Source organism: Nitrospirillum amazonense, assembly GCF_007828045.1.
Taxonomy (GTDB): Bacteria; Pseudomonadota; Alphaproteobacteria; order Azospirillales; family Azospirillaceae; genus Nitrospirillum; species Nitrospirillum amazonense_C.
This window is the reverse complement of record NZ_VITN01000026.1, coordinates 1-14,282: the sequence shown is the minus strand read 5'-3', so window position 1 is coordinate 14,282 and position 14,282 is coordinate 1. Positions and strand designations below refer to the sequence as shown.

Genomic DNA, 14,282 nt, shown 5'->3' with positions numbered 1-14,282 from the left:
TTCCATGCCGTTGGCTTCACTTCATCCCCGCCGGCGTCATGCTGAACGGCACCACGTGGCGCTCGTGTCCCGCGATGGCCAGGCCCCGGCCGATGGAGGGGAAGGCGCGGTGGCGGCAGTCGTCGCGGTCGCAGACCTTGCAGCTGGAACCAATGGGCACCGCCGTCTCCTGGTTCTGCAGGTCCAGGCCGGCGGAATAGACCAAATCACCGGCATGGGTGATCTCGCAGCCCAGGCCCAACGCCGCCTCCCGCGGGCGGGACAGGTGGCCGCCACCGGTCATGGTGACGGTGCGGGCGATGCAGAGATAGGTGATGCCGTCCGGTGTGCGCGCCACCTGAACCAGGATGCGGCCCGGCTGGGCGAAGGCCTCGTGCACGTTCCACAAGGGGCAGGCGCCGCCGAAGCGGGCGAACTGGAACCGGGTGGCGCTGCTGCGCTTGAAGATGTTGCCCGCCCGGTCGACCTTCAGGAAGTAGAAGGGAATGCCGGCGTTGCCCGGCCGCTGCATGGTGCTGAGCCGGTGGCACACCTGCTCGAAGCTGGTGCCGAAATGGTGTTGCAGCCGCTCGATATCATGGCGCACGGCCCGCGCCTGGGTCAGGAAGCGGCCATAGGGCAGGATCAGGGCGCCGGCGAAGTAATTGGCCAGGCCCGTATAGGCCAGGCCGCGCGCCTCGGGACTGCTCAGCGGTGCCTTGCGCACCTCCTCCTCGATCAGGGGGGCGAACTGCATGCGACCGATCTGCTGCGCCAGGAAGAAGGCGCGGCTTTCGCGCGGCGCGCTTTCCGCCAGGTGCAGTTGGCGCAGGGCGGGGTCGTAGCGCCACAGCACCCCCTCCCCTCCCAGCGCCGCCGACACGGCGCAGATGACGCCGTGGCGATCCCGCAGGTAGTCGATCAGGTCTTCCAGCAGGCGGGTGGCAGTGAAGCCCTGGCTTTCGAACAGCGTCTCCGCCGCCACGTCCAGGCTGGCGAAGTGGTTGCGCTTGCTCTGCACGAAGTCGCGCACGTCGTCATAGGGAAAGGGCGCCGTGCCGCCGGTTTCCATCTCCAGATCCTGGTCCAGGCGGTGGCGCGCCCCCTCCTCCATCAAATGCTGATAGGCCCGGTAGAGCTTGATGAACTGGCCGGCGATGCCGGGCGCGGCGCGCACCGCGTCGCTGATGGCGCTGAGGCTGGAGGCGTCGTCGGCGAACAGCGGGTCGCCCAGCACCTCGCGCAGCTCACTGCCCAGGCGCAAGTCGCTGTCGTCGGCGAAATGGCGCGGTTCCACCCCGAACACGGCGGAAATGGCGGCGAGCGCCGCCGTGCTGAGGGGGCGTTGATTGTTTTCGATCTGGCTTAAATAACTCATGGACAACTGGCTGGCCTGGGCCAGGGCGGACAGCGCCATGCCCCGCTGCTGGCGCAGTTGCCGCACCCGCTCGCCCGCGAAAATCTTGCCCGCCATGGCCGCGCGCCCCTCACTGGATTTTACAATCTTCACAAAATAACCACCCCGGCGTCGCACGATTTCGCGTGGCATCGGCTTGAACTGGGATCAAACTGTTTGCAAACATCGCACCTGTCAATCCAGGCGGCCCCCGCCGCCATCGCCACACCCAAAAAACAGCCGCCATCCGGCGCACCCATAACCGGTCAGGAGACGGGCGTTGACGCTCACGGTCATTGAAACCCTTGAAGCCAAACGCCAGGGCGCACGCGCCGGCGGCGGTGAGAAGCGCGTGGCGGCCCAGCATGCCAAGGGCAAGCTGACGGCCCGCGAACGGCTGGAACTGCTGCTGGACGCCGGCTCCTTCGAGGAATGGGACATGTTCGTGGAGCACCGCTGTGCCGACTTCGGCATGGCGGAGCAGAAGGTGCCGGGCGACGGCGTGGTGACCGGCCACGGCACCATCAACGGCCGCCTGGTCTTCGTCTTCAGCCAGGACTTCACGGTCTTCGGCGGCTCCCTCTCCGAGGCGCATGCGGAGAAGATCTGCAAGATCATGGACCAGGCGATGAAGGTGGGCGCCCCCGTCATCGGCCTGAACGACAGCGGCGGCGCCCGCATCCAGGAAGGCGTGGCCAGCCTGGGCGGCTATGCCGAGGTTTTTCAGCGCAACGTCCTGGCCTCGGGCGTGGTGCCGCAGCTGTCGCTGATCATGGGCCCCTGCGCCGGCGGCGCCGTCTACAGCCCGGCCATGACCGACTTCATCTTTATGGTGAAGGACAGCAGCTACATGTTCGTCACCGGCCCGGACGTGGTGAAGACGGTGACGCATGAGGTGGTGACGGCGGAGGAGTTGGGTGGGGCCGTTACGCACACCGCCAAGTCCGGCGTGGCCGACCTCGCCTTCAACAACGATGTCGAGGCGCTGCTGCACACCCGGCGCTTCTTCGACTTCCTGCCCCTGTCCAACCGGGAGCCGGCGCCGGTGCGCGTCACCGCCGACCCGGTGGACCGGCCGGAGCCGTCGCTGGGCACCCTGGTGCCGGCCAACCCCAACAAGCCTTACGACATGAAGGAACTGATCCTGAAGGTCGTGGATGAGGGCGACTTCTTCGAGTTGCAGCCGGACTACGCGAAGAACATCATCATCGGCTTCGGCCGCCTGAACGGGTCCACCGTGGGCTTCGTGGCCAACCAGCCGCTGGTGCTGGCCGGCTGCCTGGACATCGATAGTGCCATCAAGGCGGCGCGCTTCGTGCGATTCTGCGACGCCTTCAACATTCCGATCTGCACCCTGGTGGACGTGCCTGGCTTCCTGCCCGGCACGGCGCAGGAATACAACGGCATCATCAAGCACGGCGCCAAGCTGCTGTTCGCCTATGCCGAGGCCACGGTGCCCAAGGTCACGCTGATCACGCGCAAGGCCTACGGCGGCGCCTATGACGTGATGGCGTCCAAACACCTGCGCGGCGACGTCAACTATGCCTGGCCGTCGGCCGAGATCGCGGTGATGGGGCCGAAGGGGGCGGTGGAGATCATCTTCCGCGCCGACATCGGCGACGCGGCCAAGATCGACGCGCGGACGGAGGAATACCGGCAGAAGTTCGCCAACCCCTTCGTCGCGGCCTCGCGCGGGTACATCGACGACATCATCATGCCGCACAACACCCGCCGCCGCCTGATCAAGGCGTTCTCCATGCTCAAGAACAAGAAGCTGGAGAACCCTTGGAAGAAGCACGACAACCTGCCGCTATAATCAGCCGTTCTGGGGGCCCGTCCCAATGTTTTCCAAGATCCTGATCGCCAACCGGGGCGAGATCGCCTGCCGGGTCATCAAGACGGCGCGCCGTATGGGCATCAAGACCGTCGCCGTCTATTCCGAGGCCGACGCCGGCGCCCTGCATGTGCAGATGGCGGACGAGGCCGTGGCCATCGGCCCGGCGCCGTCGGCCCAAAGCTACCTGGTGGCCGACCGCATCATCCAGGCCTGTCTGGAAACGGGGGCCGAGGCCGTGCACCCCGGCTATGGCTTCCTGTCGGAAAAGGCGGCGTTCTGTGAGGCCCTGAAGGCTGCCGGCATCGCCTTCATCGGCCCGGATGTCCACGCCATCGGCGCCATGGGCGACAAGATCGAGTCCAAGAAGCTGGCCAAGGCCGCCGGCGTCAGCACCGTTCCCGGCTACCTGGGCGTCATCAAGGACGATGAGGAGGCGGTGCGCATCGCCCACGACATCGGTTATCCCGTGATGATCAAGGCGTCGGCCGGTGGCGGCGGCAAGGGCATGCGCGTGGCCTGGGACGACGCCCAGACGCGCGAGGGCTTCCGCAGCGCCAGCAACGAGGCGCGCTCCAGCTTCGCCGACGACCGGGTATTCATCGAGAAATACGTGACCGAGCCCCGGCACATCGAAATCCAGGTCATGGCCGACGCCCATGGCAACTGCGTCTACCTGGGCGAGCGTGAATGCAGCATCCAGCGCCGCCACCAGAAGGTGATCGAGGAGGCGCCCAGCCCCTTCCTGGACGAGGCCACGCGCAAGGCCATGGGGGAGCAGGCCGTGGCCCTGGCGCAGGCGGTGCAATACCGCAGCGCCGGCACGGTCGAGTTCATCGTCGACAAGGACCGCAACTTCTACTTCCTGGAAATGAACACCCGCCTGCAGGTGGAACATCCGGTGACGGAGATGATCACCGGCCTGGACCTGGTGGAACTGATGATCCGCGTGGCGGCGGGCGAGAAGCTGCCCCTGACCCAGGCCGACGTGACGCTGACCGGCTGGGCGCTGGAGGCCCGCGTGTACGCGGAGGAGCCGACGCGCAACTTCCTGCCCTCCATCGGCCGCGTCACGCGCTACCGGCCCCCGGCCGAGGGGGCGGGTGCGCAAGAGGGCAGCATCGTCCGCGTGGATACCGGCATCCATGAGGGCGGCGAGATCAGCATGTTCTACGATCCCATGATCGCCAAGCTGATCACCTACGGCCCCGACCGCGCCACGGCCATCACCGCCATGGGCGACGCGCTGGACCGCTTCCAGATCCGCGGCGTGGGCCACAACATCAGCTTCCTGGCGGCCCTGGTGGAATCCCGCCGCTTCGGCGAGGGGCGCCTGACCACCAACTTCATCGCCGAGGAATTCCCCGACGGCTTCCATGGCCGGGAACTGCCGGACGAGGTGCTGACCCGCCTGCTGGCCATGGCGGCCAGCATTCATCGCACCCGGGTGGAGCGCGACGCCACCATCTCCGGCCAGATGGCCGGCCACCACCGCGTGGTGCCCCCCAGTTGGGTGGTGCGCTGCGGCCGGGACAACCATCCGGCGGAAGTCGCCGCCGTGGACGACGGCCATGACGTGACGCTGGACGGCCGGACGTACGCGGTGCGCAACGCGGACTGGCACCCCGGCCAATCGCTGTGGGCCGGCACGGTGGACGGCCATGCCCTGGCCGTGCAGGTGGACGGCACCGGCATCGGCTACCGCCTGTTCCATGGCGGCGCGGAGCTGGAGGTGCAGGTGCTGACCGCCCGCGCGGCGGAGTTCGCGGCCCTGATGCCCATCAAGGCCAAACCGGACATGTCCAAGTTCCTGCTGTCGCCCATGCCAGGCCTGCTGGTCACCGTGGCGGTGGCCGTGGGTGATGAGGTCAAGGCCGGCCAGGAGCTGGCGGTGGTGGAGGCCATGAAGATGGAAAACATCCTGCGCGCCGAGTCCGACGGCATCGTCAAGAAGATCGCGGCCGAAAAGGGCACGTCCTTGGCCGTCGACCAGATCATCATCGAGTTCGAGTGACCATCATGAGCGACTTCCCCGAGAAGACCCTGGCCGATTGGCAGCGCCTGGCCGCCAAGGAATTCGGTGCCGACCCCGAAGGCCTGGCGCGCACCACGCCCGAGGGCATCGCGGTGAAGCCGCTCTACACCGCGGCGGATCTGGAGGGGCTGGAGTTGCAGACCCTGCCCGGCTTCGCGCCCTACACGCGGGGTCCCCGGGCCACCATGTACAGCCACCGACCCTGGACCATCCGGCAGTACGCCGGCTTTTCCACGGCGGAGGAAAGCAACCGCTTCTACAAGGCCAACCTGGCGGCGGGCCAGATGGGCCTGTCGGTGGCTTTCGACCTGGCCACCCATCGCGGCTATGACAGCGACCACCCGCGCGTGGTGGGCGACGTGGGCAAGGCCGGCGTCGCCATCGACAGCGTGGAAGACATGAAGATCCTGTTCGACGGCATCCCGTTGGACAAGATGAGCGTGTCCATGACCATGAACGGCGCCGTGCTGCCCGTGCTGGCCGGCTACATCGTGGCGGCGGAGGAACAGGGTGTCAGCCAGGACAAGCTGTCGGGGACCATCCAGAACGACATCCTGAAGGAGTTCATGGTCCGCAACACCTACATCTACCCGCCCACCCCCAGCATGCGCATCGTGGCCGACATCATCGAGTACACGGCGCTGAACATGCCCAAGTTCAACTCCATCTCCATCAGCGGCTACCACATGCAGGAAGCCGGGGCGACGGCGGTGCAGGAACTGGCCTTCACCCTGGCGGACGGGCTGGAGTATGTGCGGGCGGCGGCGTCCAAGGGGTTGAAGGTCGACCAGTTCGCCCCGCGCCTGTCCTTCTTCTTCGCCATCGGCATGAACTTCTTCATGGAGGTGGCCAAGCTGCGCGCCGCCCGCCTGCTGTGGGCCAAGCTGATGAAGAAGCATTTCGACCCGCAGGACGCGCGGTCGCTGGCCCTGCGCACCCACTGCCAGACCTCGGGCGTCAGCCTGACGGAGCAGGACCCCTACAACAACGTGGTGCGCACCACCATCGAGGCCATGGCCGCCGTGCTGGGCGGCACCCAGTCGCTGCACACCAACAGCTTTGACGAGGCGCTGGGCCTGCCCACGCCCTTCTCCGCCCGCATCGCCCGCAACACCCAGCTGATCATCGCGGAGGAGACCGGCGTGCCCCACGTGGTCGACCCGCTGGGCGGCAGCTATTACGTGGAAAGCCTGACCCACAGCCTGGCCGCCGAGGCCGAGAAGCTGATCGACCAGGTGGAGGGCATGGGCGGCATGACCAGGGCCGTGGACAGCGGCCTGCCCAAGCTGATGATCGAGGAAGCCGCGGCCCGCCGCCAGGCCCGCATCGACCGGGGTGAGGAAGTGGTGGTCGGCGTCAACAAGTACCGGCCGCAAAATCCCGAGCGGGTGGAGGTGCTGGACATCGACAACACCGCCGTGCGCGAGGCCCAGATCGCCCGCCTGAACACCCTCCGCGCCAGCCGTGACGACGCGGCGGTGAAGGCCGCGCTGGACGCCCTGTCCCAGGGCGCGGCCGACGGCACCGGCAACCTGCTGGACTTGGCCATCAAGGCGACGCGCGCCCGTGCCACGGTGGGCGAAATCTCCGACGCGCTGGAGAAGGTGTTCACCCGCCACCGCGCCGTCATCCGCTCCGTCAGCGGGGTGTACGGTTCCGCGTACGACGGTGATGAGGGCTTCGCCCGCATCCGCAAGGACGTGGAAACCTTCGCGGAGGCCGAGGGCCGCCGGCCGCGCATGCTGGTGGTGAAGATGGGCCAGGACGGCCACGACCGGGGCGCCAAGGTCATCGCCACGGCCTTCGCCGACATCGGCTTCGACGTCGATGTGGGCCCGCTGTTCCAGACGCCGGAGGAAGCGGCCCGCCAGGCGGTGGAAAACGACGTGCACGTCATCGGCGTGTCGTCGCAGGCCGCCGGGCACAAGACCCTGGTGCCGGCCCTGATCAACAGCCTGAAGGCGCAGGGCGCGGGCGACATCCTGGTGGTGTGCGGCGGCGTCATCCCGCCCCAGGACTATGACATGCTGTATCAGGCGGGGGCGGCGGCCATCTACGGCCCTGGCACCAACATCCCCACGGCCGCCGCGGAAATCCTGGAGATTTTGCAAAAGCGGCGCCCGGCCGCCGCCTGATCGTCCCTCCGGGGAGCCATGCAGCGGGGGAAACACCCTGTGCGCCCGGCGCACAGGGCTGCGCCCTGGCTTGGCGCCCGCCCTGTGTTAGCATTCCCCCGGAACTTCGGCTTACGGCGTGAGGGGTAGGGCATCATGGGCATAGAGGCGGATCACCCGCTGCGCGGCGTGCTGATGCAGGAGTTGCACTCCCGCATGGCCATGCCGGTGACGGCGCCGGTGGAGGTCTTCCAAGCCACCTACCTCTGCACCCCGGCGGACGGATCGGCCTGCACCGGTCGCCTTCTGACCGTGCTGGACGCCCTGCCCTCCTCACAGGCCGAGGCGCCGCGCTATGGCGTCATCGCCACCGCCATCGCCGGCCGGCCGGCCCAGGTGAAGTGGGAGCATCACACCGAATTCCTCAGCGTCAGCGTGGCCATCACCGGCACGGACGGCGCGGAGACCCGCCTGGCGGTGGAAACACTGCTGGACAGCGTGTTCGGTCCCCTGGGCGCCCAGCGCCTGGCGGCGGTTTACGTGCAGGTTGAGCAGGCGGAGGGGCAGCCGGACCCCGTGGCGCTCGCCGCCCGCTTCCCCACCGGCAGCTGCGCCGGCGCCGTGGTCAACGGCGGCGAGGCCTGGGTGGCACTGGATTTCCATATTGACGGTGACGGCTACAGCCGCGCCCTGATCCAGAACCGGGGCCTGACCGACGATCGGCTGGGCCGCCTGGTGCAGCGTATCCTGGAGATCGAGACCTACCGCGCCGCCGCCTTCCTGGCGTTCCCCCAGGCGCGGGAAACCATGGCGACCCTGACCGACATGGAACGCCGGCTGGAGGACACCGTCGGCCGCATCCGCGACAGCAAGACGCCGGCGGAGGACCGCGCCATCCTGGACAGCCTGACCGACCTGGCGGTCGACCTGGGCCACCTGGTGACGCGCAACCGCTGGCGCTTCGGCGCCAGCCTGGCCTATGGCGAGATCGTCAGCGAGCGGCTGGACGAACTGCGGGAGGACCGCATCCCCGGCCTGCAGCGCGTGGGCCTGTTCCTGAAGCGGCGCCTACGCCCCGGCATCCGCACGGTGGAGGCCGCCGCCCGCCTTCAGGGCGAGCTGGCCGCCGGCATGGAACGCGCCCAGGCCAGCCTGCGCACGCGCGTGGATGTCGGCCTGTCCAGCCAGAGCGCCACCCTGCTGACCTCGCTGGACCGCAATTCCAGCATGCATGTCCGCATCCAGGAGGCGGTGGAGGCCCTGTCCATCGTGGGCATCACCTACTACCTGGTGTCGCTGGTGGAAAAGGTGATGCACGGCCTGCCGGAAACGGAGGGTTGGCCGTCCACCAGCCGCATCGTGGCCATCGCCGTGCCGGTCTGCGCCGGTATCGTCGCCATCGCCGCCCGCTGGCTGCGGCGCAACATGCCGCATTGAAGATTTTCCTGACGCTCCCCGGAAAGTTCCGCGACCGTGGCCAGGCCTATTTGGGCGGCGCGTAGCAGGCGACGACGTCAGGACAATTCACGGCCTTGGGCCCCGCGACGGTGCCGGTATTCAGTGTTTCCTCCCGGCTCAGGGCGTCCCCCCGGGAGATCGGCGGCAGGTCCGGCGGGCCGAACATGGCCTTGAGGCGGGCATATTCCGCATCATGGTAGGCCTGCTCCTCCTCCGGCGTAGGCAGCACCTGTGGGGTGACGATGATGTCACGGGGCACTTCGTCCCTTTTCAGCGCCGGTGGTGCCGCGGGACCCGCCGCTGGGCTGTCAGCTGGAGTGTTGGCAGCTGGATTGTTGGCGGCCGGATTGTTGGCAGCCGGACTGGTGGTGGTCTGGGCCCATGCTCCGGAAGACAGCGCGGCGATCACACCGGCAAGGATCAGCATACCAGGACGCATGGGGGTCACCGCTTCAGGGCCATTCGATGACCTTGAGCGTAGTCCGCGTCCGGGACGGCCACAACCGGCGCGCGCCTGGCGCAACCTAAATTCCATTTCAGCAAAATGAAGCGGGCGGCGGAATGGCCCCGCCGCCCAGTGCAAATCGAAATCGTAGGGCCTTAGAAGCCGGCTTCAGCGGTCTTCAGCGATGCCATATCGATGACGAAACGATATCGCACATCGCTGGCGACGACGCGGTCATAAGCCTCATTCACCTGGTTGATGGCGATGGTCTCGATGTCGCTGGTGATGTTGTGCTTGGCGCAGAAGTCCAACATCTCCTGCGTTTCCTGGATGCCGCCGATCAAGGAACCGGCCAGGCTGCGGCGGCCCATGATCAGGGGGAAGGCGCCCACCGGCACCTGTTCCTCCGGCACGCCCACCACGACCAGGGCGCCGTCGACCTTCAGCAGGCCCAGGTAGGCGTTCCAGTCGATGGGGGCCGACACCGTGTTGATGATCAGGTCGAAGGTACCCGCCAGCTTGGTGAAGGTCGCCTCGTCCGACGTGGCGTAGAAATGGTCGGCGCCCAGGCGCCGGCCATCGGCCTCCTTGCGCAGCGATTGGCTCAGCACCGTGACCTCGGCCCCCATGGCGTGGGCCAGCTTCACGCCCATATGGCCCAGGCCGCCCATGCCGATGATGGCCACCTTCTTGCCCGGACCGGCCTTCCAGTGGGCCAGCGGGGAATACAGCGTGATGCCGGCGCACAGCAGCGGCGCGGCGGCATCCAGCGGCAGGGTGTCCGGAATGCGCAGGACGTAGTTCTCGTCCACCACGATGGTGGTGGAATAGCCGCCCTGGCTCAGCGTCTTGCCGTCACGCTCCATCGCGTTGTAGGTGGCGGTCATTCCCTGGGTGCAGAACTGTTCCAGGCCCTGTTTGCAGTAGTCACATTCACGGCAGCTGTCGACGAAGCAGCCGACGCCCACCCGGTCGCCCACCTTGTACTTGGTGACCGCCTGGCCGACCCGGGTGACGATGCCGGCGATCTCGTGCCCCGGCACCATGGGGAACAGGCTGCCGCCCCATTCGTCCCGCGCCTGGTGCACGTCCGAATGACAGATGCCGCAGTACTGGATGTCGATGACCACGTCGTGGTCCCGTGGGTCCCGGCGTTCGAAGGTGAACGGCGCCAGGGCTTCCTTGGCCTTGTAGGCCGCATATCCCAAGGTCTTGATCACGTCAGCCCCTCTCTGATGGCTTGATTCCGATATGAGGCAGGGCTTGCCGGTGTCCCCCCCGGGTGCGGGCGATCCGCCCCCCGAAGCCCTGCCCACCGCACATGGGAAGTCGAGTGACTTAGTTCAACTACCTTGGTGTCGGTGGTTCCGGAAATTTTGGCCCGGGCCCATACGGCACCTCCCCAGATGCCCCACCCGTATTCCCCGACCGGATGCGACAAAATATCCGCCATCACGCGTATAAGTCACAGTCACTCCATCAGTAACAATGATATCGGCAGTTGGTTATTGCAATGATGCAAGAGAATGACATAACCACTACTATTGGCGACAATGTTGCGATTATTTGCGTTGGCCTGCCCGGCAGTGCTTCCACCTGGTCGTTCAATGTGGTGCGGCAGTTGCTAACCCAGGCCTGTGGCGAGTCCGGTTTCAGGTCCGACTATGCCAATGATTTGACGGACTATGTCGGCATCGGGGAGAAGGCCAGGATGCCGGTGGTGTTGAAGACCCACCATCCCGACACCATGATGCAACTGCGCATCGCGCATGAGGACATTGCCACCATCATCACCCTGCGGGACCCGCGCGACTGTGTCGCCTCGCTGATGCAGCGCTTCGACCAGCCGTTCAACGAGGCCTTCGCCTATGTGTTGCGCAGCGTGCGCCGGGTACAGGCCTGTGTTGCCCAGGGCCGGCGCACCCTGCTGTTCCGCTATGAGGACGGTTTCCACGACCATCCGGACTCGGTGGCCCGCATCGCCGGATTTATCGGCGCGACGGTAGCTGACCCGGCACTGCTCGCCATTCACGAAGGCCTGCGGACCCGGACGGTAGAGCGGACCCTGGCCCAGATGGAGGATACCGGCCGCTTCGTGGAAAATGCCGGAACGGACGCGCATCCCAACCTTTACGACCCCGTCACCCATTGGCACAGAAGCCACATCGGCGACGGCGCGGTGGGCAAATACAAGGCCCTGCCGGACCGGGCGCGGTCCCTGATGGACAACGCCTTCTGGTCCTTCCTGGCGGCCTATTATCTGCCGCCGGACAGGGCGGCCACGGCCTGAGGTCAGGCGTCGGCGGCGGCCGGTACCGGTGCCGCCTGGACGACCGGCGTCACCTCCCCCTGCTGCGGCGCGCGGGGCCCCCGCATCTTGCTGACCATGGCGGTCACATGCTCCGCCGCGGCCTTGGTGGTCTCCGGCGCGATGGGGTGGAAGGTCACCTTGCCGTCCTGCACCACCAACACGGCGGCGGGAATGACGCCGCCCCCGCCCCCACCACCCACGGCCTCACCCCAGACGCTGCCGCCGTAGACGCCGACACCGAAGGTGGTGATGTTGACCGGAACGATCAGGCCGCCGGGGATTGCCACCGGCGCGCCCAGGACCCCCTTTCCCAGGATGGTCTCGAACTCCGTCAGCAGGTCCTGGGTCAGGGTCTTGGTGGGGTCGGCAAAGGGATTGAGCAGCATGGCGAGGAACCTCCTTGTTGCGGCGCAACACTATCATGGCGCGCATCAACATGGAATAATTCTACTTAAAGAGTCCTGCCCCTTCTTTGTAACAGTTCCGTTACCGAACGCCATTTGACCAGAGCGCCTACCCCGGTATCGTTCATCCTCGCCCACGGCGGGTGGGCCAAGGGGATATCGGATAAAGGGGCAAGGTTCATGGCGTGGTTCACGGTGGGACGAATGGCGGGCGGGTTGGCGCGCGCCGGCGCGGGCGTGGGTATCGGCGCGCTGCTGGCCACGACGGCCCTGGCCCAGACGGCGGCGCAGCCGTCACCGGCCACCCCCTACCTGGCGCCTGACATCCCGGCCAAGGTCGACAGCACCATCCAGGGCGCCGACTACATCAAGCGCGACGTCATGATCCCCATGCGCGACGGCGTGAAGCTGCACACCGTCATCGTCATCCCCGTGGGCGCCAAGGGCGCCCCCATCATGCTGACGCGCACGCCCTACAACGCCACCAAGCGCGCCAGGCGGTCCACCAGCCCGCACATGCAGGCGACGCTGGCCATGGGGGATGAAAGCTTCGTGGCCGAAGGCTACATCCGCGTCTTCCAGGACATCCGCGGCAAGTACGGGTCGGAGGGCGACTACGTCATGACCCGGCCCCTGCGCGGCCCCCTGAACGACAGCGAGGTCGACCACGCCACCGACGCCTACGACACCATCGACTGGCTGGTGAAGAATGTGCCGGAGAGCAACGGCAAGGTCGGCATGGTCGGCTCCTCCTACGAAGGGTTCACGGTGCTGATGGCGCTGGTGAACCCGCACCCGGCGCTGAAGGCCGCCGTGCCCATGAGCCCCATGGTCGATGGCTGGAAGGGCGACGACTGGTTCCACAACGGCGCCTTCCGCCAGACCAATTTCGACTATTTCCAGCACCAGACGACAGTGAGGGGCGAAGGCAGCGACATCCCGCGCGGCATCTACGACGATTACGACGCCTTCCTGCGCGCCGGCTCCGCCGACGGCTTCGCCCGGCAATACGGGCTGGAGCAACTGCCCTTCTGGCACAAGCTGATCGAGCACCCGGCCTATGACGCCTATTGGCAGAACCAGGCGTTGGACGGGATCCTGGGCGCCCGCACCCCCACCGTGCCCACCATGATCGTGGCCAGCCTGTGGGACCAGGAGGACATGTACGGTGCGGTCCACACCTATGAGGCGATCGAGCCCAAGGACACCAGCAACACCCTGAACTACCTGGTGCTGGGCCCCTGGCGGCACAGCGGCGTGAACTATGACGGCAGCACCCTGGGCCCGCTGAAGTTCGAGGGCGACACCGCCCTGGATTTCCGCCGCAACACCATGCTGCCCTTCCTGGATGAACACCTGAAGGACGGTGCGCCCAAGGCCGACACGCCGCCGGTGCTGGTGTTCGAAAGCGGCACCAACGTCTGGCGTCGCCTGCAGAAATGGCCGACGGCCTGCGCCACCGGCTGCGCCGCCACGCCCAAGCCCCTGTACCTGCAGGCCAACGGCGGCCTGGGCTTCACCGCCCCGGCCAAGGGCGGCCCCGCCTATGACGAGTATGTCTCCGACCCGGCCAAGCCCGTGCCCTATGTGCCGCGCCCGGTGCGCTTCGGCGATGGCGACGCCTGGAAACGCTGGCTGGTCACCGACCAGCGGGCCGTGGCCGACCGCACCGACGTGCTGGTCTACACCAGCGAGGTGCTGACCGCGCCGATGAAGATCAGCGGCGCGCCAGTGGTGAACCTCTACGCCTCCACCTCCGGCACCGACAGCGACTGGGTGGTGAAGCTGATCGACGTCTACCCCGACGAGGTTCCGTCGCAGCCGGAGATGGGCGGCTATCAGTTGGCCGTGGGCATGGACATTTTCCGCGGCCGCTACCGGGACAGCCTGGAACACCCCACCGCCATCCCGGCGGACAAGGTGCAGCGCTATCGCTTCGAGCTGCCCAACGCCAACCACGTCTTCCTGCCCGGCCACCGCGTCATGGTGCAGGTACAGTCCAGCTGGTTCCCGCTGTACGACCGCAATCCGCAGACCTTCGTCGACAACATCTTCCTGGCCAAGCCGGGCGACTATCGCAAGGCGACGCAGCGCGTCTTTCATCAGGGCGCGCAGGCCAGCTTCATCGACCTGCCGGTGGTTCCCGCCAACTAGGGGCGAAACCATCCGCCGAACCACTGTTTTTGAGCCGGGCGGCCCACGCCCGGCTTATTTTTTCGGTGCGCCAGGCATGGCGCGAGGTGCGTAAGCACCGAGAGCCGGGTTGGTAACCGGCTTGTGACTTGGAGGTGGAAGTCCTCTACGGA

10 protein-coding genes are annotated in these 14,282 nt (G+C 67.0%); 6 read left to right on the top strand and 4 right to left on the bottom strand.

What is annotated here, in order from left to right:
• Positions 1-16: 16 nt before the first annotated feature.
• Complete coding sequence (locus FBZ89_RS26375; protein WP_145753626.1) at positions 17-1,453, bottom strand: helix-turn-helix domain-containing protein; 1,437 nt, start codon at positions 1,451-1,453, stop codon at positions 17-19.
• Positions 1,454-1,655: 202 nt separating this feature from the next.
• On the opposite strand from FBZ89_RS26375, the gene FBZ89_RS26370 reads away from it, so the two are divergent.
• From FBZ89_RS26370 to FBZ89_RS26355, 4 genes are all read left to right on the top strand, one after another.
• Complete coding sequence (locus FBZ89_RS26370; RefSeq protein WP_145753624.1) at positions 1,656-3,191, top strand: acyl-CoA carboxylase subunit beta; 1,536 nt, start codon at positions 1,656-1,658, stop codon at positions 3,189-3,191.
• Positions 3,192-3,216: 25 nt separating this feature from the next.
• Positions 3,217-5,223 carry an acetyl-CoA carboxylase biotin carboxylase subunit gene (locus FBZ89_RS26365; RefSeq protein ID WP_145753622.1) on the top strand — a complete coding sequence of 669 codons (2,007 nt, stop codon included), beginning with the start codon at positions 3,217-3,219 and terminating at the stop codon, positions 5,221-5,223.
• Between the two features lie 5 nt (positions 5,224-5,228).
• A complete protein-coding gene (gene scpA, locus FBZ89_RS26360; RefSeq protein ID WP_145753621.1) occupies positions 5,229-7,379 on the top strand; it encodes a methylmalonyl-CoA mutase in 2,151 nt (716 codons plus the stop codon).
• A 135-nt stretch (positions 7,380-7,514) separates the two neighbouring features.
• Positions 7,515-8,795, top strand: coding sequence for a DUF3422 family protein (locus FBZ89_RS26355; protein ID WP_145753619.1), 1,281 nt, complete (start codon positions 7,515-7,517; stop codon positions 8,793-8,795).
• A 46-nt stretch (positions 8,796-8,841) separates the two neighbouring features.
• Here FBZ89_RS26355 and FBZ89_RS26350 read toward each other — a convergent pair whose 3' ends face one another.
• Together FBZ89_RS26350 and FBZ89_RS26345 are read right to left on the bottom strand one after the other, a co-directional pair.
• Entirely contained in the window at positions 8,842-9,243 is a 402-nt protein-coding gene (locus tag FBZ89_RS26350) for a hypothetical protein (RefSeq protein ID WP_145753617.1), read from the bottom strand.
• 173 nt (positions 9,244-9,416) lie between these two features.
• Positions 9,417-10,481 carry an NAD(P)-dependent alcohol dehydrogenase gene (locus FBZ89_RS26345; RefSeq protein WP_145753616.1) on the bottom strand — a complete coding sequence of 355 codons (1,065 nt, stop codon included), beginning with the start codon at positions 10,479-10,481 and terminating at the stop codon, positions 9,417-9,419.
• 392 nt (positions 10,482-10,873) lie between these two features.
• On the opposite strand from FBZ89_RS26345, the gene FBZ89_RS26340 reads away from it, so the two are divergent.
• Positions 10,874-11,551 (top strand): sulfotransferase domain-containing protein, encoded by a 678-nt coding sequence (locus tag FBZ89_RS26340; protein ID WP_186457594.1) that lies wholly within the window; start codon positions 10,874-10,876, stop codon positions 11,549-11,551.
• A gap of 2 nt (positions 11,552-11,553) precedes the next feature.
• On the opposite strand, the gene FBZ89_RS26335 is transcribed toward FBZ89_RS26340, so the two are convergent.
• Positions 11,554-11,958, bottom strand: a complete 405-nt coding sequence (locus FBZ89_RS26335) for a spore germination protein GerW family protein (protein ID WP_145753612.1) — start codon at positions 11,956-11,958, stop codon at positions 11,554-11,556.
• Between the two features lie 198 nt (positions 11,959-12,156).
• Here FBZ89_RS26335 and FBZ89_RS26330 point away from each other — a divergent pair, with 198 nt between their 5' ends.
• On the top strand, positions 12,157-14,130 hold the full coding sequence (locus FBZ89_RS26330) for a CocE/NonD family hydrolase (protein ID WP_425465980.1): 1,974 nt from the start codon (positions 12,157-12,159) through the stop codon (positions 14,128-14,130).
• Positions 14,131-14,282 lie beyond the last annotated feature (152 nt).

What these genes read in the sequence shown, in the direction of transcription:
- scpA (WP_145753621.1), top strand. Translation starts at nt 5,229, where the DNA reads ATGAGCGACTTCCCCGAGAAGACCCTGGCCGATTGGCAGCGCCTGGCC.
- FBZ89_RS26350 (WP_145753617.1), bottom strand. Translation starts at nt 9,243, where the DNA reads ATGCTGATCCTTGCCGGTGTGATCGCCGCGCTGTCTTCCGGAGCATGG.
- FBZ89_RS26355 (WP_145753619.1), top strand. Translation starts at nt 7,515, where the DNA reads ATGGGCATAGAGGCGGATCACCCGCTGCGCGGCGTGCTGATGCAGGAG.
- FBZ89_RS26330 (WP_425465980.1), top strand. Translation starts at nt 12,157, where the DNA reads ATGGCGTGGTTCACGGTGGGACGAATGGCGGGCGGGTTGGCGCGCGCC.
- FBZ89_RS26335 (WP_145753612.1), bottom strand. Translation starts at nt 11,958, where the DNA reads ATGCTGCTCAATCCCTTTGCCGACCCCACCAAGACCCTGACCCAGGAC.
- FBZ89_RS26365 (WP_145753622.1), top strand. Translation starts at nt 3,217, where the DNA reads ATGTTTTCCAAGATCCTGATCGCCAACCGGGGCGAGATCGCCTGCCGG.
- FBZ89_RS26375 (WP_145753626.1), bottom strand. Translation starts at nt 1,453, where the DNA reads ATGGCGGGCAAGATTTTCGCGGGCGAGCGGGTGCGGCAACTGCGCCAG.